The organism is Streptomyces sp. bgisy159 (genome assembly GCF_965341775.1).
GTDB lineage: Bacteria > Actinomycetota > Actinomycetes > Streptomycetales > Streptomycetaceae > Streptomyces.
In genome coordinates this window covers 1-20,920 of sequence record NZ_CBDQZH010000035.1, presented here as the reverse complement: position 1 = coordinate 20,920, position 20,920 = coordinate 1, and the positions used below count along the sequence as shown (strand labels likewise).

General features: G+C 73.1%; 16 protein-coding genes, 1 rRNA gene and 1 pseudogene. 5 read left to right on the top strand and 13 right to left on the bottom strand.

Annotated features, from left to right (window positions below; all coding sequences use genetic code 11):
• Positions 1-126: 126 nt before the first annotated feature.
• Positions 127-1,794 carry a CTP synthase gene (locus ACSLTV_RS27050; RefSeq protein ID WP_432138586.1) on the bottom strand — a complete coding sequence of 556 codons (1,668 nt, stop codon included), beginning with the start codon at positions 1,792-1,794 and terminating at the stop codon, positions 127-129.
• Between the two features lie 443 nt (positions 1,795-2,237).
• Between ACSLTV_RS27050 and ACSLTV_RS27045 the strand changes: the two genes are divergently transcribed.
• From ACSLTV_RS27045 to ACSLTV_RS27035, 3 genes are all read left to right on the top strand, one after another.
• Entirely contained in the window at positions 2,238-4,040 is a 1,803-nt protein-coding gene (locus tag ACSLTV_RS27045; RefSeq protein WP_432138572.1) for a glycoside hydrolase family 15 protein, read from the top strand.
• 102 nt (positions 4,041-4,142) lie between these two features.
• Complete coding sequence (locus ACSLTV_RS27040) at positions 4,143-5,525, top strand: FAD-binding oxidoreductase (RefSeq protein WP_435613032.1); 1,383 nt, start codon at positions 4,143-4,145, stop codon at positions 5,523-5,525.
• A gap of 114 nt (positions 5,526-5,639) precedes the next feature.
• Complete coding sequence (locus ACSLTV_RS27035; protein WP_432138574.1) at positions 5,640-7,319, top strand: PucR family transcriptional regulator; 1,680 nt, start codon at positions 5,640-5,642, stop codon at positions 7,317-7,319.
• A gap of 24 nt (positions 7,320-7,343) precedes the next feature.
• Here ACSLTV_RS27035 and ACSLTV_RS27030 read toward each other — a convergent pair whose 3' ends face one another.
• The 5 genes from ACSLTV_RS27030 to ACSLTV_RS27010 form a co-directional block, all read right to left on the bottom strand.
• Positions 7,344-8,480, bottom strand: coding sequence for a glycosyltransferase family 4 protein (locus ACSLTV_RS27030; RefSeq protein ID WP_432155639.1), 1,137 nt, complete (start codon positions 8,478-8,480; stop codon positions 7,344-7,346).
• A 342-nt stretch (positions 8,481-8,822) separates the two neighbouring features.
• Complete coding sequence (gene recN / locus ACSLTV_RS27025; RefSeq protein WP_435613049.1) at positions 8,823-10,541, bottom strand: DNA repair protein RecN; 1,719 nt, start codon at positions 10,539-10,541, stop codon at positions 8,823-8,825.
• A gap of 90 nt (positions 10,542-10,631) precedes the next feature.
• The gene (locus ACSLTV_RS27020; RefSeq protein ID WP_432138576.1) at positions 10,632-11,537 is read right to left on the bottom strand and encodes an NAD kinase; all 906 of its coding nucleotides are present in this window, start codon (positions 11,535-11,537) and stop codon (positions 10,632-10,634) included.
• Positions 11,534-12,349 carry a TlyA family RNA methyltransferase gene (locus ACSLTV_RS27015; protein WP_432138577.1) on the bottom strand — a complete coding sequence of 272 codons (816 nt, stop codon included), beginning with the start codon at positions 12,347-12,349 and terminating at the stop codon, positions 11,534-11,536. Before ACSLTV_RS27015 ends, ACSLTV_RS27020 begins: the two co-directional genes overlap by 4 nt.
• A gap of 7 nt (positions 12,350-12,356) precedes the next feature.
• On the bottom strand, positions 12,357-12,731 hold the full coding sequence (locus tag ACSLTV_RS27010; RefSeq protein WP_432138578.1) for a hypothetical protein: 375 nt from the start codon (positions 12,729-12,731) through the stop codon (positions 12,357-12,359).
• A 42-nt stretch (positions 12,732-12,773) separates the two neighbouring features.
• Here ACSLTV_RS27010 and ACSLTV_RS27005 point away from each other — a divergent pair, with 42 nt between their 5' ends.
• Positions 12,774-13,121 (top strand): sterol-binding protein, encoded by a 348-nt coding sequence (locus ACSLTV_RS27005; RefSeq protein ID WP_432138579.1) that lies wholly within the window; start codon positions 12,774-12,776, stop codon positions 13,119-13,121.
• On the opposite strand, the gene ACSLTV_RS27000 is transcribed toward ACSLTV_RS27005, so the two are convergent.
• From ACSLTV_RS27000 to ACSLTV_RS26985, 4 genes are all read right to left on the bottom strand, one after another.
• Positions 13,105-13,983 (bottom strand): ABC transporter ATP-binding protein, encoded by an 879-nt coding sequence (locus tag ACSLTV_RS27000; RefSeq protein ID WP_432155638.1) that lies wholly within the window; start codon positions 13,981-13,983, stop codon positions 13,105-13,107. The two genes, ACSLTV_RS27005 and ACSLTV_RS27000, sit on opposite strands and share 17 nt — an antisense overlap.
• Entirely contained in the window at positions 13,980-14,999 is a 1,020-nt protein-coding gene (locus tag ACSLTV_RS26995) for a FecCD family ABC transporter permease (RefSeq protein ID WP_432138588.1), read from the bottom strand. Before ACSLTV_RS26995 ends, ACSLTV_RS27000 begins: the two co-directional genes overlap by 4 nt.
• Before the next feature lie 224 nt (positions 15,000-15,223).
• Entirely contained in the window at positions 15,224-16,267 is a 1,044-nt protein-coding gene (locus ACSLTV_RS26990; RefSeq protein ID WP_435613031.1) for a FecCD family ABC transporter permease, read from the bottom strand.
• Between the two features lie 99 nt (positions 16,268-16,366).
• Complete coding sequence (locus ACSLTV_RS26985) at positions 16,367-17,395, bottom strand: HAD-IIA family hydrolase (protein ID WP_432138582.1); 1,029 nt, start codon at positions 17,393-17,395, stop codon at positions 16,367-16,369.
• 72 nt (positions 17,396-17,467) lie between these two features.
• Here ACSLTV_RS26985 and ACSLTV_RS26980 point away from each other — a divergent pair, with 72 nt between their 5' ends.
• Positions 17,468-18,751 (top strand): DUF1015 domain-containing protein, encoded by a 1,284-nt coding sequence (locus ACSLTV_RS26980; protein WP_432155636.1) that lies wholly within the window; start codon positions 17,468-17,470, stop codon positions 18,749-18,751.
• A gap of 61 nt (positions 18,752-18,812) precedes the next feature.
• On the opposite strand, the gene ACSLTV_RS26975 is transcribed toward ACSLTV_RS26980, so the two are convergent.
• From ACSLTV_RS26975 to rrf, 3 genes and pseudogenes are all read right to left on the bottom strand, one after another.
• Positions 18,813-19,487 carry a tetratricopeptide repeat protein gene (locus ACSLTV_RS26975; protein ID WP_432138589.1) on the bottom strand — a complete coding sequence of 225 codons (675 nt, stop codon included), beginning with the start codon at positions 19,485-19,487 and terminating at the stop codon, positions 18,813-18,815.
• Positions 19,488-19,988: 501 nt separating this feature from the next.
• A pseudogene (locus ACSLTV_RS26970) lies at positions 19,989-20,534 on the bottom strand (DEAD/DEAH box helicase); the annotation flags it as partial.
• A 278-nt stretch (positions 20,535-20,812) separates the two neighbouring features.
• Positions 20,813-20,920, bottom strand: a 5S ribosomal RNA gene (gene rrf, locus ACSLTV_RS26965); the annotation flags it as partial.

The following is a 20,920-nucleotide window of genomic DNA, read 5'->3' as shown; positions in this document are numbered from 1 at the left end:
GCCAGTCCTTCCACGTGCAGAAATGCGGCCGGGGCCCGCAGCATTGAATGCGCGCGCCCCGGCCACCGTACAACTGACGTGTCACTCGGAGATCTCCTGGAAGATCCGCCGGACGTTCTACTCGGCCTACTCGGCGATCTTCCGCTCGACCGCCGCCTTCACCAGCCCGGCGAACAGCGGGTGCGGCCGCGTGGGCCGCGAGCGCAGCTCGGGGTGGGCCTGCGTGGCGACCAGGTACGGGTGGACGTCGCGCGGGTACTCCACGTACTCGACGAGCTTGCCGTCCGGGGAGGTGCCGGAGAACAGGATGCCCGCCTTCTTCTCCAGCTCGGCCCGGTAGGCGTTGTTCACCTCGTACCGGTGGCGGTGCCGCTCCTCGACGTACTCCTTGCCGTCGTACACCTCGCGCACGATGGACCCCTCGGCCAGCTTGGCCGGGTACATGCCCAGCCGCATCGTGCCGCCCATGTCGCCCTCACCGGCGACGATGTCCAGTTGCTCGGCCATGGTGGAGATCACCGGGTGGGCGGTCGCCGGGTCGAACTCGGTGGAGTTGGCGTCGGAGATGTCGGCCAGGTTGCGGGCGGCCTCGATCACGATGCACTGCAGGCCGAGGCAGAGGCCGAGCAGCGGGATCTTGTTCTCGCGGGCATAGCGGATCGCGCCGACCTTGCCGAGCACCCCGCGGTCGCCGAAGCCGCCCGGGATGCAGATGCCGTCGACGTCGGCGAGCTGGGACTTGGCGTCGGCCGGGGTCTTGCAGTCGTCGGAGGTGACCCACTTGATCTTCACGCGGGCCCGGTTGGCGAAGCCGCCGGCGCGCAGCGCCTCGGTGACCGAGAGGTAGGCGTCGGGCAGGTCGATGTACTTGCCGACCAGGGCGAGGGTGATCTCGTGGTCCGGGTTGTGGACGCGGTCGAGCAGGTCGTCCCAGGTCGTCCAGTCCACGTCGCGGAACGGCAGGTCCAGCTTGCGCACGACGTAGGCGTCCAGGCCCTCGCCGTGGACGGTCTTCGGGATGTCGTAGATGGACCGCGCGTCGGGGCAGGCCACCACGGCGGCCTCGTCGACGTCGCACATGAGCGAGATCTTCCGCTTGATCGCGGTCGGCACCTCGCGGTCGCAGCGCAGCACGATCGCGTCCGGCTGGATACCGATGTTGCGCAGCGCGGCGACGGAGTGCTGGGTCGGCTTGGTCTTCAGCTCACCGGACGGGCCGATGTAGGGAAGGAGCGAGATGTGGACCACGAAGACGTTGTCCCGGCCGACCTCGTGGCGGACCTGGCGGACGGTCTCCAGGAAGGGCAGCGACTCGATGTCGCCGACCGTGCCGCCGACCTCCGTGATGACGACGTCGACCTCGTCGGTCGCCATCCGCCGGATGCGGTGCTTGATCTCGTTGGTGATGTGCGGGATGACCTGCACGGTGTCGCCCAGGTACTCGCCGCGCCGCTCCTTGGCGATCACGGTCGAGTAGACCTGGCCGGTGGTGACGTTGGCGGAGCCGTCGAGGTCGCGGTCGAGGAACCGCTCGTAGTGGCCGATGTCCAGGTCGGTCTCGGCGCCGTCGTTGGTGACGAACACCTCACCGTGCTGGAAGGGGTTCATCGTGCCCGGGTCGACGTTCAGGTACGGGTCGAGCTTCTGCATCACGACGCGCAGGCCACGGGCCTTGAGCAGCATGCCGAGGCTGGAGGCGGTCAGACCCTTGCCCAGGGAGGAGGCGACACCCCCGGTGACGAAGATGTGCTTGGTCGTCGTGGCGGTGCTGTTGCGATAAGCAGCGGGCGGCATGGCCAAGAGGGGGCTCCCGTGGTCGCGGTCTGGAGGGTGCGGTCGGGGGTTTCTCACCCACCGGTCCACGGGCTACCAGGGTATCAGCGCCCAGGAGCGCCCGCTTCCGGCCACACCCCGCGCACCCTCCGCACACACGCCGACACAGAAGTGCGCACAGGCACGTGCCCCTCACCCCTCGCTCACCCGATCGGCTCAGTCGCGTTGCCCCGAGCGGCACACAGATCATCTACGTGCGTCGTATCCTGCTCGGACACTCGCTGCCGAGCCCGGCCGGCACTTACGGCACACCCCCGCCAGTCCGTCCCGGAACAACGAGAGCTCGTCAGTTCGTTGAGCGATGATTGTTGGTGCTCAGCGACGCATTACAACGACCCCCCTGACCGCACTAGCGACAGCCCCATGCACGTGGGGCGACGTGGCCGTTCGACTGGAGTTTGCACGTGGCCGGGCGCATCGAGGACTACGCACTCATCGGAGACATGCAGACCGCTGCCCTGGTCTGCCGTGACGGGACGGTGGACTGGCTCTGTCTGCCCCGCTTCGACTCGCACGCGATCTTCGCCGGGCTGCTGGGCACCGAGGAGCACGGCTTCTGGCGCCTCGGGCCCGCGCACGCCTCCGAATCCGAACCGCCACGCGCGGACCGGCGCACCTACCGGGGCGACTCGCTGGTCCTGGAGTCCGAGTGGGACACCCCGCGCGGCACCGTCCGGGTGACCGACTTCATGCCTCCGCGCGACGGCGCCCCGCAGCTGATCCGCATCGTCGAGGGCGTCTCCGGGCGCGTCCCGATGCGTTCGACGCTGCGGATGCGGTTCTCGTACGGCCGGGTGGTGCCGTGGGTGCACAAGCACGAGGGCCGCACGGTCGCCGTCGCGGGCCCGGACTCGGTGTGGTTCGACACCGAGTGCGAGACCTACGGCAAGCAGCTGACGACGTACGCCGACTTCACGGTGGCCCCGGGTGACCGGATCGCGTTCACCGTCTCGTGGCAGCCCTCCCACAAGGAGCCGCCGCCGCTGCCGGAGCCGGAGCAGTCGCTGGAGGCGACCGAGGAGTTCTGGCGCGAGTGGGTGGAGCACTGCACCTACCACGGTCCGTACCGGGAGGCCGTGGTCCGCTCGCTGATCACCCTGAAGGCCCTGACGTACGCCCCGACCGGCGGCATCGTCGCGGCCCCGACGACCTCCCTGCCCGAGGACATCGGCGGCGTCCGCAACTGGGACTACCGCTACACCTGGCTGCGGGACGCGGCGATCACCCTGTCCTCGCTGCTGCGCACCGGCTACCGCGAGGAGGCCCGCGCCTGGCGCGAGTGGCTGCTGCGGGCCGTGGCGGGCGACCCGGAGAACCTGCAGATCATGTACGGCATCGCCGGTGAGCGCGAACTCGGCGAGGCGGAGCTGGACTGGCTGCCCGGGTACGAGAACTCCGCGCCGGTCCGGGTCGGCAACGGCGCCGCGCACCAGCTCCAGCTGGACGTCTACGGCGAGGTCACCGAGGCCCTGCACCTCGGTCACATGACGGGCCTGGCCCGCAACGACTACGCCTCGCTGCTGCAGCTGAAGCTGATCCGCTACCTGGAGAAGCACTGGGACGAGCCGGACGAGGGCATCTGGGAGGTGCGCGGCCCGCGCCGCCACTTCGTGCACTCCAAGGTGATGGCCTGGGTCGCGGTGGACCGCACCATCAAGCTGATCGAGTCCGGCGACGCGGACGGTCCGCTGGAGCGGTGGCGCGAACTGCGCGACGACATCCACCGGGACGTGTGCGAGAAGGGCTACGACAAGGAGCGCAACACCTTCACGCAGTCGTACGGCTCGAAGGAGCTGGACGCGTCGCTGCTGCTGATCCCGCAGATGGGTTTCCTTCCGCCCGACGACAAGCGCGTCATCGGCACCATCGAGGCGATCCAGCGCGAGCTGTCCACTCCGGACGGGTTCATCCTGCGCTATCCGACGCAGGGCGACGACGAGGGTGTCGACGGCCTGCCGGGCGACGAAGGGGCGTTCCTGGCCTGCTCGTTCTGGATGGCGGACGACCTGGCGATGATCGGCCGGGTGGACGAGGCCCGCAGGCTGTTCGAGAAGCTGCTCTCCCTGCGCAACGACCTCGGTCTGCTCGCCGAGGAGTGGGACCCCGGACTGCAGCGCCAGGTCGGGAACTTCCCGCAGGCGTTCAGTCACGTTCCGCTGATCGACACGGCCCTGCGGCTGACGGCCTCGGGGGCGTACGGGGGCTGACCCTGACGATTCGGTGACGCGCGGCGGTCCCACCGGGCCGCCGCCCGCGTACCCGTCTAGCCTGGAAGCGGACAAGAACCCCTTCTCGGAAGGGGGGCGGCCATGGCTTCCCCAACCAAGGCGGGCGCGGCGCTCTCGGCACTGCGCGAGGATCTGGCCGGCGAGGCGATCACCCCGGGGGACCCCGGCTACGACGAGGCCCGCACCGTCCACAACGGCATGATCGACCGGCGACCGGCGGTGATCGCCCAGTGCGCGAACGAGACCGATGTCGTCCGGACCGTGCGGTTCGCCCGTGACCAGGAGCTGCCGATCGCGGTGCGCGGCGGCGGGCACAGCGTGGCGGGCATGGCGCTCAACGACGGCGGTGTGGTGGTCGACCTGCGCCGCATGCATCAGGTGACGGTCCGTCCGCAGGACCGGGCGGTCCGCGTCCAGGGCGGCGCCTTGATGAGCCATCTGGACCGGGCCACCGAACCGTACGGACTCGCCGCGGTGGGCGGCCGGGTCTCCACCACCGGTGTCGGCGGCTTCGTCCTGGGCGGCGGCACGGGCTGGCTGGACCGGCTGTACGGGCTCGCCTCCGACAGCCTGCTCGACGTGGAGCTGGTCACCGCCGACGGCTCCCGGGTCCACGCGAGCGCCGAGGAGAACCCGGAGCTGTTCTGGGCCCTGCACGGCGGGGGCGGCAACTTCGGCGTCGCCACCGCCCTCACCCTCAGGGCGCACGAACTGCCCGCGTTCGCCGTCGCGCTGCTGCTCTACCTCCCCGCGTACGGCCCCGAGGTGCTGCGCATCTTCCGGCAGATCATGGAGTCCGGACCGGACGAGGCGAGCGGCGGCGTGCTGTACATGACCGGCCCGCCCGAGGAGTTCGTCCCGGAGCACCTGGTCGGCAAGCTGGTCTGCGCGGCGCTGGTGACGTACGCGGGCAGCGAGGCGGGCCTGCGCGGGCTGGCCGATCCGCTGCTGGCGCTGCCGCACGAGGCGGAGATCGCCGGGGCGATGCCGTACGCCGACTTCCAGTGCATGCTGGACGATCCGCCCGGTCTGCGGAACTACTGGTCGGCGGAGTACCTGTCCGGCGCCCCGGACGACTTCCTGGACGCCTTCGGCGCCCTGGCGGACACCCTGCCCGTGCCGACCGGCACCCAGCACGTGCTGTTCCCGCAGGGCGGCGCGATCGCCGCCGGGCCGCACGAATTCCCGATGCCGTACCGGGACGCGCCCTGGGCGGTGCACCCGTTCTCGACGTGGGAGGACCCGGCCGACGACGAGCGCTGCCTGCGGTGGGTGCGGGACGTGCGGGCGGGCGTGCGGCCGTGGAGCACCGGCGCGGTCTACCTCAACTTCATCGGGGACGAGGGCGCCGACCGGGTGGTGGCCGGCATCGGCGCCGAGAACACCCGCCGGCTGGCCGAGGTGAAGCGGCGCTACGACCCGGACAACGTCTTCCGCTTCAACCACAACATCAAGCCGGCCTGAGACGGCCGACGCGGTGCCGGGCGACGGGCGCCGGCGACCGTCCGGCGTCCTGCCGCTCGTCCCCGGCACGCGCGCGGATGCCGCCGGAACGCCCGCGCGGGTACCGTCCGCTGCATGGACAGCCGCACGGACCACCGATTCGACAGCCAGGGCGCCGGGATCACCGTCCGACGTGCCCTGGAGCTGCCCGGCCTGCGCAGCGGCCTGCCCGAGATCCTCGCGGGCGAGGAGCGGCTGGACCGGACCGTGCGCTGGGTGCACGCGGGCGAGGTCCCCCACATCGCGTCCCTGCTCAAGGGCGGCGAACTGCTGCTGACCACGGGTTACGGTCTGGGTACCCGCCCCGCCGAGCAGCGGGCGTTCGTGCGCACCCTGGCCGAGCGGGGCATCGCCGCCCTGGTGATCGAACTGGGGCCGCGCTTCACCCGGCTGCCGTCGGCCCTGGTGGACACAGCCCGCTCCACCGGGCTGCCGCTGGTCCAGCTGCACCGCGAGGTGCCGTTCGTGACGGTGACCGAGGAGATCCACACCGAGATCGTCAACGGCCACTACGCGCTGCTGCAGCGCGCGGAGGAGGTGCACCGGCGGTGCACCGAGGCCCTGCTGGGCGGCGGCGGAATCCCCCAGGTGCTGGGCATCCTGGCCGACTTCGGCGGCAATCCGGTGTTCCTGGAGACCACCGACGGCCGGCTCCTGTACGCCGCCGGGGCCGGGCCCGAGGGCGCGGATCCGCTGCAGGTGTGGGAGGGGATGCGCGGACCGCACAAGGACGCGCCACCGCCGGCGGGCTCGGTGCTGGTGGACGTGCCCGGCGGGGGCCCGGGCCCGGGCTCGGTGCGCGCCCGCCTGGTCCTGCTCCCCGTGCGCGCCCCGCTCGCCCCGGTGCACCGCATCGCGGCCGAACGCGCGGCCGGGATCCTCGCCGTGGTCCTCATGCACGCCCGTCAGGAGGAGGAGCTGGCGGCGCGCGGCCGGGGCGACTTCCTCACCGACCTGGCCGAGGGCCGGATCGCCGCCGGGGACGCCCCGGCGCAGGCCCGGGTGCTCGGCTTCAAGCCGGGCGACAGCCCGATCCTGCCGGTGGTGATGCGCCTCGGCGACGTCCTCCCGCCCGCCGGGGGCACCTCCCGCGGCAGTGAGTCCGAACGCGGGGGAGGCTGGGCGGTGCTGGCCCGGGCGGTCGCGGAGGAGCTGACCTCGGTGGGCCTGCCGGTGCTGTTCGGGGTGCGCCCGGTGGAGGGCCGCGTCCCCCTGCTGCTGGGACTGCGCTCGGGGTCGGAGCGCCCGGCGGTCGCGGACCGGGCCGCCGCGGCGCTGCGGGCCGGGGTCGAACGGGCCGGGATGCAGCGGCCGGGCGCAGCGCCGCCGGTGGTGGTCGTCGGGGTCGCGGGCGGCTGGGCGGCTGCCTCCGCGGGACTGCGCCACGCGGCGGAGACGGCGACCGCGGCCCTGGGCCTGCCGGACCGCCCCTGGTACGACGCCCGTCGGCTCGACATCGACCTGCTGCTGTGGCGACTGCGCGACCACCCCGACCTGGCCGCCTTCGTGGACCGCGCGATCGGCCCGGTCCGCGACCACGACCGCCGCTCGAAGCCGCCCCTGCTGCCCACGCTGGAGACCTATCTCGCACACGCCGGCCGCAAGGCGGAGACGGCCCGCGAACTCCATCTCAACCGCCAGACGCTCTACAACCGCCTGGCCCGCATCGGCGAGTTGCTGGGCACCGACCTGGACGACCCGCAGACGGTCCTGGCCCTGAGCCTGGCGCTGAGGGCACGGCGGCACGTGCCGTAGCGACGCGGCCCGCCCCGCGTCCGCTCATCCCCAGGGGCGTGGCTGGGTCAGTTCGTCGTAGACGCTGAGCACCTGGGCCACGGTCTCGTCCTCCGTCGGCCAGGTGGCCGCCTGCCGCGCTCCCAGCTCACCCAGCGCCGCGCGGCGAACGGGGTTCCCGAGCAGCCGCACGACCGCGTCGGCGAGAGCACCGGGGTCGTCGCGCGGCACCAGTTCGGCGGCGTCCCCGACGAGTTCGCGCACGCACCCTGTCAGGGCTGCCACCAGCGGTACGCGCGCGTGCAACGCCTCCTGCGCCAGCACCGGCCGGGCCTCCCCGGCCCCGGGCAGCAGCGCGAGATCGGCGGCGGCGACCAGCTCGCCGACGTCGTCGCGCGGCCCGAGCAGCCGGACCGGCAGTTCCTCGTCCTCGATACGGCGTTGCAGCGCGGGCCGCAGCGGCCCCTCCCCCGCGATGACGAGCAGCGGCGCGGGGTCCAGCCGACACCACCGGTGCGCGGCGTCCAGCAGTACGTCGTACCCCCGGTGGCGGTCCAGGGAGCCGACAGACATCAGCAACGGCCTTTCGACCGCGCCCAGTTCGGCCCGCACCTTGGAGCGCGTCCGGCCGGGGTCGCCGGGCGGCCCGGCCGGGCGCGGTCCGGGCAGCGACACGGCCGCGAGCCGGGCGTCCCGCGCGCCCGTGCGCCGCGCCCGGTCGACCAGGTCGGAGGACGTGCCGAGCACCACCGACGCCGTGCGGGCCACCCGCCGTTCCAGCAGGCGCAGCAGGTGGGCGCGCGCGCCGTCGGCGTACGCCCGGTTGTGCCAGGTGACGACCAGGGGGGTGCGCCTGCCGCTGAGCGCCAGGACGGCCCGGAAGGAGGCGTGCAGGCCGTGCGCGTGCACCAGGTCGGCGTCCGCGCAGGCCGCCCGCAGGGCCGCGACCGAACCCGGGTCGCTGCTGCGCGGCACGGCGACGTGGTCGGCGCCGGCGCCCGTGAAGTCGTAGGCGTGTTCCGCATCGTGAGGGGCGCACACCGTCACCCGCACGCCCCGCGCGGCGAGCCCGGCGGTCAGCGAGCGCACATGGGCGCTGCTGCCGGCGTTTCCGCCGCCCAGCACCTGTACGGTGCGCAGCGGCGACCGGCCGTGCGGGGCGGGGCTGCTCACGTGGCTCACGCGGCCGGGGCTCCTGGTTCAGGCGTGGGACGGTCACGAGGAAACGTACCGAAGAACCGGGCGGCGCAGCGGGCCGCGCGGTGTTCCTCCGCGTACACGTACTCCCTGCGTCAAGGATGCCAGCACGCACGGGTGTTCCGGGACGCCGGACGCCCACAGGCCCGCCGGACCGGGCCCCAGGGTCACCCACACGAGTGACGGTGTGCGGTTACGTACGAACGGACGCCGGCCCGCGTGGCCCGGCAGCCCGCGTGGCCCGGCAGCCCGCGTGGCCCGGCCGCCGCCGGGGCTGGTCTTCGGCGGCGGCATCATCCCCGAGGCGGACCCCGGCCGGCTGCCGTCTCAGCCGTCGCCGCGCGCCGACGCCAGCAGTTCCTCCGCGTGGGCCCGCGCGGTCTCGGAGTCCTCCTGCCCGGCGAGCATCCGGGACAGCTCCCGGACCCGCTCCTCCCCCTCCAGGGCCTTCACCCCGGACCGGGTGACCGACCCGTCGTCGGTCTTCTCCACCAGCAGCTGCCGGTCGGCGAAGGCGGCCACCTGCGGAAGGTGGGTGACGACTACGACCTGCGCGCTCTTGGCGAGCCGGGCCAGGCGGCGCCCGATCTCGACCGCGGCCTTGCCGCCGACCCCGGCGTCCACCTCGTCGAACAGGTACGTCGGCACCGGGTCCGTGCCCGCGAATACGACCTCCACGGCCAGCATCACGCGCGAGAGCTCACCGCCGGAGGCGCCCTTGGCGATCGGCCGGGGCGGCGCCCCCGGGTGCGGGGCCAGCAGCAGTTCGACTTCGTCGGCACCCGACGGCCCGTACGCCACCGCGCGCCCGCCGACCTCCACGCCCTCGGGGTCCTCCGTCTGCCGGATCGCGAAGGACACGCGCGCGTGCGGCATCGCCAGTGAGGCCAGTTCGGCGGTCACGGCGGCCGCGAACCGCTCGGCCGCCTCGGTGCGCGCGTCGGTCAACGCCTGCGCGAGTCCGCCCAGTTCGGCACGGAGCGCGTCCCGTTCGACGGTCAGCTCGTCGAGCCGCTCGTCGTCGGAGTCCAGTTCGGTCAGGCGCGCGGCGCTCCGCTCGGCCCACGCGAGCACGGCGGTGACGTCCTCACCGTACTTGCGGGTCAGCCCGGTCAGCGCCGCCCGCCGCTCCTCGACGGCCGCCAGCCGCAGCGGATCGGCGTCCAGATCGTCGGCGTAGCCCGCCAGCTCACCGGCCACGTCGCCGAGGAGGATGCCGATCTCGCCGATCCGGTCGGCGAGCGCGGCCAGCGCCGGGTCGTGCGACCGTACGGCCTCCAGGGCCCGCTGGGCACCCGCGACGAGCGTGGCCGCGTCGATGCCCTCGGGATCCTCGGGGTTGCCCGCCAGCGCGGCGTGCGCTGCCGACGCCGCTGACGACAGCGCCTCCGCGTGCCCGAGCCGCTCGGCCTCCTCGGCCAGTTCCCCGTCCTCACCGGCCCGCGGCTCGACGGCGGCGATCTCGTCGAGGCCGAAGCGCAGCATGTCGGCCTCCTGCGCCCGCTCACGCGCGCGCGTGGTGATCTCCTCCAGCTCGGCGGAGACGGCCCGCAGCCGCCGGTAGGCCTCGGTGTACTTGGCGAGCGGCACAGCGACCGCGTCTCCCGCATACCGGTCCAGCGCCTGCCGCTGCCGGTTCAGCTTCAGCAGTCCCTGCTGGTCGGTCTGCCCGTGCACGGCCACCAGCTCGTCGGCCAGCTCGGCGAGCACGCCCACCGGCACCGACCGGCCGCCGACATGCGCCCGCGACCGCCCCTCGGCGGAAACGGTACGGCTGATCAGCAGCGCCCCGTCGTCGAGGTCGGCCCCGGCCTCCTCGGCCCGGACCACGGCCGACGAGTCCGCGGGCACACTGATCCGGCCCTCGACGACCGCCTTCCCGGCCCCGATCCGCACCAGCGCGGGGTCGGCGCGCCCGCCCAGCAGCAACCCCAGGCTGGTGACCACCATGGTCTTGCCCGCACCCGTCTCACCGGTGACGGCGGTGAACCCGGGTGACAACTCGACGACGGCGTCGTCGATGACTCCGAGGGACCGTATCCGCATCTCTTCCAGCACGGGGAAGACCTTACGAGGTCCGGTCGGCGAAGTGCGAGGTGCCCTTGTCACCCGGGCGAGTGGCCCACCCGCGAGCCGCTAGTGCGGGGCGCCTCGCCACCCGGACACGGGCAGGGCGAACTTCGCGACCAGCCGGTCCGTGAACGACGCGTGGTGCAGCCGGGCGAGCCGCACCGGCACCGCCCCCCGCCGGACCTCCACCCGGGCCCCGGGCGGCAGGTCGAACGTCCGCCGTCCGTCGCACCACAGCACCCCCGGCGGGATGTGCGGCAGCAGTTCCACCGCCAGCACCGAGTCCGGCGAGGTCACGAGCGGCTTGGCGAACAGCGCGTGCGCGCTGATCGGCACCATCAGCAGCGCCTCCACCTCGGGCCACACCACCGGCCCGCCGGCGGAGAACGCGTACGCCGTGGACCCGGTGGGCGTCGACAGCACGATGCCGTCGCACCCGAAGCCGGTCACCGGCCGCCCGTCGATCTCCAGCACCACTTCGAGCAGCTTCTCGGCGCCGGCCTTCTGCACGGCCGCCTCGTTGAGCGCCCAGTCGGTGTGCACGATGTCCCCGTTGCGGTGCACGACGACGTCGACCGTCATCCGCTCCTCGACCTCGTAGGCCCGGGACACCACCCGGTCCACGACCTTGTCGAGGTCGTCCCGCTCGGCCTCCGCGAGGAACCCGACGCGCCCCAGGTTGACGCCGAGCATCGGCACCCCGGACGCCCGCGCGAACTCCGCGCCCCGCAGCAGTGTCCCGTCGCCGCCGAGGACGATCAGCAGCTCGCACCCGTCGAGGCACTGCGGGGTGGCCTCCTTGACCAGCTGCACCTCGTCCGGCAGCGGCAGGTCGGCGGCCTCGTACTCCAGGACGCGCACGCCGATCCCGGACCGCAGCAGCCCCTTCACCACCAGCTCGGCGCTGCGGATGGCCGCAGGCCGGCCGGTGTGGGCGAGCAGGAAAACTGTACGACCTCGGTTCTGTGTCAACGCGGCCCCTCCGCCACTGCACGGTCAACGTCGGCCGGGTCCGGTTCCGGTGCCCCGGCCCGCAGCCACAGAAAGTACTCGACGTTCCCGGACGGCCCGGGCAGCGGACTGGCGGTGACCCCCTTCACCCCGAGCCCCAGCTCCCACGCCTTCGCGGCCACGCCCCGCACGGCCTCGGCCCGCAGCTCGGGGCTGCGTACCACGCCCCCGCTGCCCAGCCGCTCCTTGCCCACCTCGAACTGCGGCTTGACCATCATCACCAGGTCGGCGTCCGGCCTGGTGCACCGCGCCAGGGCCGGCAGCACCAGCCCGAGCGGGATGAAGGACAAGTCGCCCACGACAAGATCCACAGGTTTCCCATCGATCGCCTCAAGCGTCAACTCGCGTACGTTCGTACGGTCCTTGACGGTGACGCGTTCATCGCTGCGCAGGGACCAGGCGAGTTGTCCGTATCCGACGTCGACGGCGACGACGTGCGCGGCTCCCGCCCGCAGCAGCACATCGGTGAACCCGCCGGTGGACGCCCCGGCGTCCAGCGCCCGCCGCCCTTCGACGACGAGCCCCCGCGGCACGAACGCCTGCAGCGCGCCGGCGAGCTTGTGCCCGCCGCGCGAGACGTACTCGGGATCGCTGTCGTCGGCCGCCACGACGATCGCCGCCGCGGTCTCCACCTGGGTGGCCGACTTGGTCGCGACGGTCTTGCCGACGGTGACCCGCCCGGCGGCGATCAGCTGGCCGGCATGCTCCCGCGAGCGCGCGAGCTTCCGGCGCACCAGCTCCGCGTCCAGACGACGACGTGCGACTCCTGCCACGTTCGGTTCAGCTCCTGCTCTGGTATGACGGCGAGGACGCCGCCGGGAAAGAGGTCGGGGGCGCCGGAGGTCCCGGGCGGGCGTCGAGCGCGGTGAGCGCGTCGCGCAGCCCCCGGTGCACATCCTCGTACACCTCGACGTGCCCGTCGGTGGCGAGGTGGTCGGCGTCGGCCAGCCGCGCCAGCCGGGCGTCGACCTCGGCATTGCCGGTGGGGGTACGGGGGACGTCCAGCGGGGCCGGGGCCGCGGGGTCGGCCACCGGCTCCTGCGCCTCGGACTCCGACGCCTCGAACTCCGACGCCTCGGACTCCTGCGCCTCGGACTCCGACGCCTCGGGCTGCGGCACCTCGGGCGGGTCCGTCTCCACAACCGTGTCGCTCATGCCCAGACGCTACCTCGAACCGCTGCGGTACCGTCGCTCACGATGGCGACGATCGAGGAGTGCCGTACCGCACTCGCACAGCTTTCGGACCAGATGGCCCGCGCCGAGGGCGACCTCGGCGCCGCCGCCGCCCTGGAACGCTCGGTGAGCTGTCACCTCACCGACCTGGACGTCACCTTCGTCGGCAGGATGACGGGCGGCCGGATCAGGGTGGACGACACCGTTTCGGGCACCCCGCGCGAGAAGGCGCAGATCCGGCTGGCCATGACCGGCGACGACCTCGTGGCCCTGGTCGACGGCGAACTGCACTTCGCCAGGGCGTGGGGCTCGGGCCGGGTCAGGCTGCACGCGGGCCTGCGCGATCTGTTCGTCCTCAGGAAGCTCCTGTAGCGCCCGCCGTGACGGCCGCGCGCGCCCTGCGGGCCGCGGGCACCACCAGCGGGGTCCCCGTCTCGGGGTCGTCGATCACCTGGCAGCGCAGGGTGAAGACCTCCTCGACCAGCTCCGCCGTGACGATGTCGCTCGGCGCGCCCTGCGCGATCACCTCGCCACCCTTCAGCGCGATGAGATGGGTGGCGTACCGGGCGGCGTGGTTCAGGTCGTGCAGGACGGCCACCAGCGTCCGCCCCTGCTCCTCGTGCAGGTCGGCGCAGAGGTCGAGGACGTCGATCTGGTGCTGGATGTCCAGGTAGGTCGTCGGCTCGTCGAGCAGCAGCAACGGTGTCTGCTGGGCCAGCGCCATGGCGATCCACACGCGCTGGCGCTGACCGCCGGAGAGCTCGTCGACGTAGCGGTCGGCCAGCTCGGCCACGCCGGTCCGCGCCATCGAATCCCGCACGACCTGCTCGTCCTCGGCCGACCACTGCCGCAGGACGCCCTGGTGCGGGTAGCGGCCGCGGCCGACGAGGTCGGCGACGGTGATGCCGTCCGGCGCGACGGACGACTGCGGCAGCAGACCCAGCGTCCGCGCCACCTTCTTCGCCGGCATCGACTGAATGGCCTGCCCGTCCAGCAGGACCCGGCCCTCGGACGGCTTCAGCATCCGCGACAGCGCCCGCAGCAGCGTCGACTTGCCGCACGCGTTCGGACCGACGATCACGGTGAAGGAGCGGTCCGGGATCTCCACCGAAAGGTGCTCGGCGATGACCCTGCGGTCGTAGGCGAGGGTGACGTCGTCTGCGCAGAGGCGGTTCACGGTGCTCCTTGGGGTGTTCTGGCTCCTCGGGGCGTCCCGGTGCGCGGGGGACCTCATATGCGGCCCGCCCTGCGCTCGGTGACCAGCAGCCACAGCAGGTAGACGCCGCCGAGGACGCCGGTGACCACGCCGACGGGCAGTTGTCCGTCGCCGAAGAGCCGCTGCGCCGCCCAGTCGGCGGTGACCAGCAGCGCCGCGCCCATGCACAGGGCGGGCACCAGGTTGGGACCCGGCGAGCGGGTCAGGCGCCGGGCGAGCTGCGGCGCCGTGAGGGCCACGAAGCTGACGGGGCCGGCGGCCGCGGTCGCGGTCGCGGTGAGCAGGACGGCGCAGACCATCAGCAGCATCCGTACCCGCTCCACCCGCACGCCCAGCGCGTACGAGACGTCGTCGCCCATCTCCATCATCCGCAGCCCGCGCGCGTTGCCGAGGACGAGCGGGACGAGGACGCAGAACAGGGCGAGCAGCGGCCAGACCTGCTTCCAGTCCCGGCCGTCGAGGGTCCCGGTCATCCACACCACCGCGCGGGCCGCGTCGACCAGGTCGGCCTTGGTGATCAGGTAGCCGTTGACGGCGGTCGCGATCGCCATGACACCGACACCGACCAGGACCAGCCGGTAGCCGTGCACGCCCTGCTTCCAGGCGAGCAGGTAGAGGGCGGCGCCGGTGACCAGGCCACCCACGAGCGCCCCCGCGGTCACCGCTTCAGCGTCCCCGGAGAACAGCACGATGACGACCAGCGCGCCGGCCGTCGCACCCTGGCCGAGCCCCAGCACGTCCGGGCTGCCCAGCGGATTGCGCGACACGGCCTGGAACAGCGCCCCGCCGAGCCCCAGCGACGCACCGACCAGCAGGCCGACCAGAACGCGCGGCAGCCGCAGCTCGGTGACGATGAACTCCTGGCCCTGCGTCCCCTCCCCGAACAGCGTCCTGAGCACGTCACCGGCCGGGATCGGGTAGTCGCCGGTGCCGATCAGCACCACGCTCGCGGCGAGCGCGGCCCCCAGCAGCAGCACGACGACGGCCAGCGCCCGCACGTCGAGCCGGACGGACAGCCCGCCGGGGGTGCGCAGCGCGCGCGGGGCGCGGGGCGCGGCATCGGTCCCGGTTGAAGCGGTGCTCCTGCCCGTGGTCTCGGTCTCCGTCTCGGTCTCCGTCTCCGTCTCCGTCACGGTCTCCGTCGCGGTCTCGGTTTCCGTCTCGGCCTCCGTCTCCGTCGCGGTGTCGGTTCGGGTCGTAGTGTCGGTTGCGGTCTCGGTCTTGGGCCCGGTCTTGGGCCCGGGCTCGGGCTTCGTCCTCACAGCTGGGCCGTCCTTCGCCGTCGTACGAGGAAGATGAAGACCGGGCCGCCGATGATCGCGGTGATGATGCCCACCTGCACCTCCGACGGGCGGGCCACCACCCGGCCGATGACATCGGCGCCCAGCAGCAGCACCGGCGACAGCACGGCGGCGTACGGCATGATCCAGCGCAGGTCGGGGCCGGTGAAGGAGCGCACGATGTGCGGCACCATCAGCCCGACGAACGCGATCGGCCCGCAGGCGGCGGTCGCCGCCCCGCACAGCAAGGTGGCGGCGAGCATGGACAGCGCCCTGGTCCGGTTCAGGTCGGCGCCGAGCGACCGGGCGGTGTCGTCGCCCATCTCCATGGCGTTCAGCGGGCGCGCGAGCACCAGCGCGAGGACGGTACCGGCCACGAGGAAGGGCAGCACCTGCCAGATCGTCTCGTCGGTCGCCGACGACAGCGAACCCACCGTCCAGAAGCGCATCCTCGCGAGCGCCGCGTCATCCATGATCATCACGGCCTGGAGATAGCCGTAGAGCGCGGCGCTGATCGCGGTACCGGCCAGCGCCAGCCGCACCGGTGTGGCGCCCCGGCTCCCGCCGAGGAACCACACCAGCCCGCCCACGGCGGCGGCACCGAGGAAGGCGAACCACACGTAGCCGTTCAGACTGGTGACGCCGAAGAAGGTGATGGCGGTGACGACGGCGGCCGACGCGCCGGCGTTGATACCGAGCAGCCCCGGGTCGGCCAGCGGATTGCGGGTGAGCGCCTGCAGCACGGCCCCGGCAAGCCCCAGCGCGGCTCCGGCCAACAGCCCGAGCACGGTCCGCGACAGCCGCTCCCCCACGACGACATCGCCGTAGGTCCCCGAGTCCGCGAACACCCCGTGCCACACCTGGGCGACCGACAGCTCCTTGGCCCCGACGGCGACACTCGCCACCGCGACCGCCACGAGAAGCCCCAGCGACGCCAGCAGTCCGGCAACCCGCACCGCCTGCCGCCCCGGCGGCCCGGAAGCCGGCTCCACACCCCGTTCGAGAACACTGTCGACCAACACGCAGTTAGGTTAGCCTACCCTGCCAAGTGCCCGGCCCTGGGTGGCGGCAACCCGGCAGCCGCACAGCGCACCCGGCTCCCGGTCCCGCCGGTACCCCGCTCACACCCCCAACCGCGCCAACGCCTTGTCTCCCTCCAGCGCGCACACTCCGTCACCGGCCGCGGACCACGCCGCCGCACACAGCGCGCGCAGGCCGTCCACCACCTCCCCCTCTCCCGCCAGCTCCAACCGCTCCCCGCCAGCCGTGGCGGTCCACCCCCCGCACGCGAACCCGCCGCCGACACCCGTCACTTCGGGCTGCCCACCGAGCAGCCCCCGCAGATCCAGGTCCACATACGTCGGCCGATGCCGCGGCGGCGCGGCCAGCAACCGCGCCCCGTCGGTCACCCCGGTCAGTACCAGCAGCGAGTCGACGCCCCCGTTGAACGCGCCCTCGATGTCCGTGTCCAGCCGGTCCCCCACCACCAGCGGCCGCTCGGCCCCCGTACGCAGGATCGTCTCCCGGTGCATCGGAGGCAACGGCTTGCCCGCCACCTGGGGCTCCGCCCCGGTCGCGATCCGCACCACCTCCACCGCGGCCCCGTTCCCCGGCGCGATCCCCCGCCCGCTGGGAATCGTCAGGTCCGTGTTGGAGGCGAACCAGGGCACCCCGCGCGCCACCGCGTACGCGGCCTCCGCGAACCGCCCCCACGGCAGCTCGGGCCCGCCGTACCCCTGGACGACGGCCGCCGGATCGTCGTCCGCCGACTCGACCGGCACCAGCCCCCGCTCCCGCAGCGCGACCCGCAGCCCCTCCCCGCCGACCACCAGCACCCGCGCTCCCGCCGGCACCTGTTCGGCGATCAGCCGCGCGACTGCCTGCGCCGAGGTGATGACGTCATCGGCCCCGGTCGCTATCCCCAGCTCCGTCAGGTGCTCCGCCACGGCGTCGGGCGTGCGCAGCGCGTTGTTGGTGACGTACGCCAGCCGCATCCCGCCCTCCCGGGCGACGGCCAGCGACTCGACGGCGTGCACGATGGCGCTCCCGCCCGCGTACACCACGCCGTCCAGATCGAGCAGCGCCGTGTCGTACGCCTCGCTCAGGGCCTGCTCGCAGCCCGCGGGCCTCGTCCTCACGGCCTGGCTCATTGCACATCGCTCCTCGTTCGCTCGCTTTCCCCCGATCATCGCGCATACCACTGACACACGTACGATGCCCTGATGAACACTGCGGGTCACTCGGAAGCAACGTCGCCCCGAGGTATGGAACTCATCCCGTTCCGAGGTCTGCGCTACAACCCCGACCGGGTCGGCAGCCTCGCCGCCGTCACCTCCCCGCCGTACGACGTCGTCGTCCGCCCCGACGGTCTGCACCGCCTCCAGGACGCGGACCCCCACAACATCGTCCGCCTCATCCTGCCCCAGGCCGGCTCGCCCAGCGCCGGCCGGGAACAGGCCGCCGACACCCTGCGCCGCTGGCTCAGCGAGGGTGTGCTGACCAGCGACCCCGAGCCCGCCCTCTACGTCTACGAGCAGCGGGACACCGACGGCCTGCTGCAGCGGGGCCTCATCGGCACGCTCCGCGTCTCCGACCCCGCCGAGGGCGTCGTCCTCCCCCATGAGGACGTGATGCCCCACATCGTCGCCGACCGCGCCGCCCTCATGCGGGCCACCCGCGCCAACCTGGAACCGCTGCTGCTGACCTACCGCGGCAACGGCACCGCCGCCGACGTCGTCGACCGCACCGCCCGCCACACGCCCCTCCTGTCCACCACCACCGCCGACGGCTACTGCCACCGCCTCTGGTCGATCACCGACCCGCGGGACCTGGCCGCCGTCCAGGCGGACCTCGCCCACCACCAGGCCCTGATCGCCGACGGCCACCACCGCTGGGCGACCTACCGCCGGCTGCGCGCCGAGCACCCCTCCCCCAGCCCCTGGGACCACGGCCTGGTCCTGCTGGTCGACACCGCCCGCTACCCACTGAGGGTCCGCGCCATCCACCGCCTCCTGCACGGCCTCCCGGTCGCCGACGCCCTGGCCGCCGTCGCGGACCGGTTCCGCGTCCGCCGGCTCGGCGTCTCGCTGCCGGAGGCCCTGGCGGCCCTGGCGGACGCGTCCCGCGAGGGCAACGCCTTCCTCCTCGCCGGCGACGGCGCCTTCCACCTCGTCGACCGCCCCGACCCGGCCCTCCTGGCGCGCACCGTCCCCGCCGACCGCCCGGCCGCCTGGCGCACCCTGGACGCCACGGTCCTGCACGCCACGCTCCTCCCCCACATCTGGCGCATCCCCGAGAACGACCCCAGCCGCATCGCCTACATCCACGACACGGCGGCCACGGTCGCCAAGGCGGAACACGACGGCGGCACCGCCGTCCTGATGCATCCCGTCCGCGAGGAGGTCGTCCGCGACCTGGCACGCCAGGGTGTCACCATGCCGCGCAAGTCGACTTCCTTCGGCCCGAAACCGGCGTCGGGCCTGGTCCTGCGCACGATGGACCTCTAGAACGCAGGAAGGGGCGGAACCCCCTGAGGGAGGTCCCGCCCCTGGCGTCGGATCCGGACGATCAGTCCTCGTCCGTCACATCGCCCTTCTCGTCCTTCTCGTCCTTCTCCCGTCCCTGTTCCTCGCCCTGCTCCTCGGTCGTGGCGCCACCGACGCCCTCGCTGTCGTCGAGGGCGTCGACGAACTCCACGCCGTCGAGCTCGGCCAGCCGGTCCGAGGCGTCCGTGCTGCCGTCCCGGTCCGCCTCCACGGCCTTGGCGAACCACTCCCGCGCCTCGCCACTGCGTCCGGCGGCCAGCAGCGCGTCGGCGTACGCGTACCGCAGCCGTGCCGTCCACGGCTGCACGGCGCTGGAGGCCAGCTCCGAGCTCTGCAGCGTCACGATCGCCGCGTCCAGCTGCCCCATGTCGCGCCGAGCACCGGCCGCCACGAGCCGCATCTCGACCTGCCCTGCCTTGTCGAGCTTGTTGACCTCGGGGGCACCGGCCATGTCCAGCGCCTTCTCGGGCCGCCCGAGTCCGCGCTCGCAGTCGGCCATCACCGGCCACAGCTCCGCACTGCCCGTCATCCGCCGCGCGGCCCGGAACTCCGCGAGCGCCTCCGCGTACTTCTGGCTGGCGTACGCCGCGAACCCGGCCGCCTCCCGCACGGCGGCGACCCGCGAGGCAAGCCGCAGCGCCACCCTGGAGTAGCCGTAGGCGCCCTCGGGGTCCTCGTCGATGAGGCGGGCGACCATCACCAGATTCTTGGCGACGTCCTCGGCCAGCGTCTTGGGCAGGCTCTGCAGCTCCTGCCTTACGTCCTTGTCGATCTCGTCGCCGGTGACGTCCTCGGGGATGGGAAGCCGCTTGATCGGCTCGCGATCCCGGTCACGGTCTCGATCCCGGTCGTCACGGAACCGTCCACCACCCCGCCGGTCCTCCCCGGGACGCCCACGGAAGCCACCCGGCCGACCGCCACGGTCATCCCGCCGGTATCCGCCCCCGCCGCGCTCGTCCCGCCCGCGGAACCCACCGCGCTCACCGTCCCGGCGGTCACCTCGGCGATCGTCACGCCGGTCATCGCGGCGCTCGTCATGCCGGAACGACGGGCGGTCGCCACGGTCGTCACGCCGGTCGTCACGCCGGAACGACGGGCGGTCGCCGCCACGGTCGTCACGCCGCTCGTCACGCCGGAACGAGGGACGCTCGCCACGGTCATCACGCCGGTACGAAGGCCGGTCGCCACGGTCGTCACGCCGGTACGAAGGCCGGTCGCCACGCTCACCACGGTCGTCGCGCCGGAACGGGGGACGGTCGTCACGCCGCTCGTCACGCCGGAAAGAGGGACGCTCGCCACGGTCGTCACGCCGGTACGAAGGCCGGTCTCCGCGCTCACCACGGTCGCCGCGTTCCTCGCGGCGGAACGAGGGACGGTCGCCTCGATCACCGCGGTCATCACGGCGGAACGAAGGACGGTCGTCGCGCCGCCCGTGCCCCGCTCGGTCACCGTCCCGCCGGTCATCGCGCCGGAAGCCTCCACGGTCGTTGCCCCGCCTGTCGTCACGGCGGTCGTCACGACGCTCATCACGCCTGTCGTCACGGCGGAACGCAGGACGGTCCCCTCGGTCGTCACGGCGGAAGCCTCGCTCCGAGCCCCGTTCACGGTCGTCCTGCCGACGGAATCCACCCCGGTCCCCGTCACGCCGGTCGTCACGGCGGAACCCACCGCGGTCGCGGTCGCGGTCGCCGTCGCGCCTGCCGTATCCGCCCCGGTCGCTGTCGCGTCGGTCGTCCCGACGATCGTCGCGCCGGTCGTCACGGCGGTCGTCTCGACGGAAGCCGCCACGGTCGTTGTCGCGGCGGAAGCCGCCGCGGTCCCCGCGGTCGCCGCGGTCCCCACTGTCCCGTCGCCGCTGGTCGCGCTCCGGCCGGTCGCCGGGAGAGTTGGTGGACATGGGTGACTCCTGTCTTCGGTACCGCAAGTATTCTCGCGCAGCCGACTAGCCGGCGCGCTTCGGAAAAACAAAAAAGGACCCCTGGTCCCAGCTGAACGCTGGTGACCAGGGGTCCTCCAAAGATTGTTCGGCGGCGTCCTACTCTCCCACAGGGTCCCCCCTGCAGTACCATCGGCGCTGTGAGGCTTAGCTTCCGGGTTCGGAATGTAACCGGGCGTTTCCCTCACGCTATG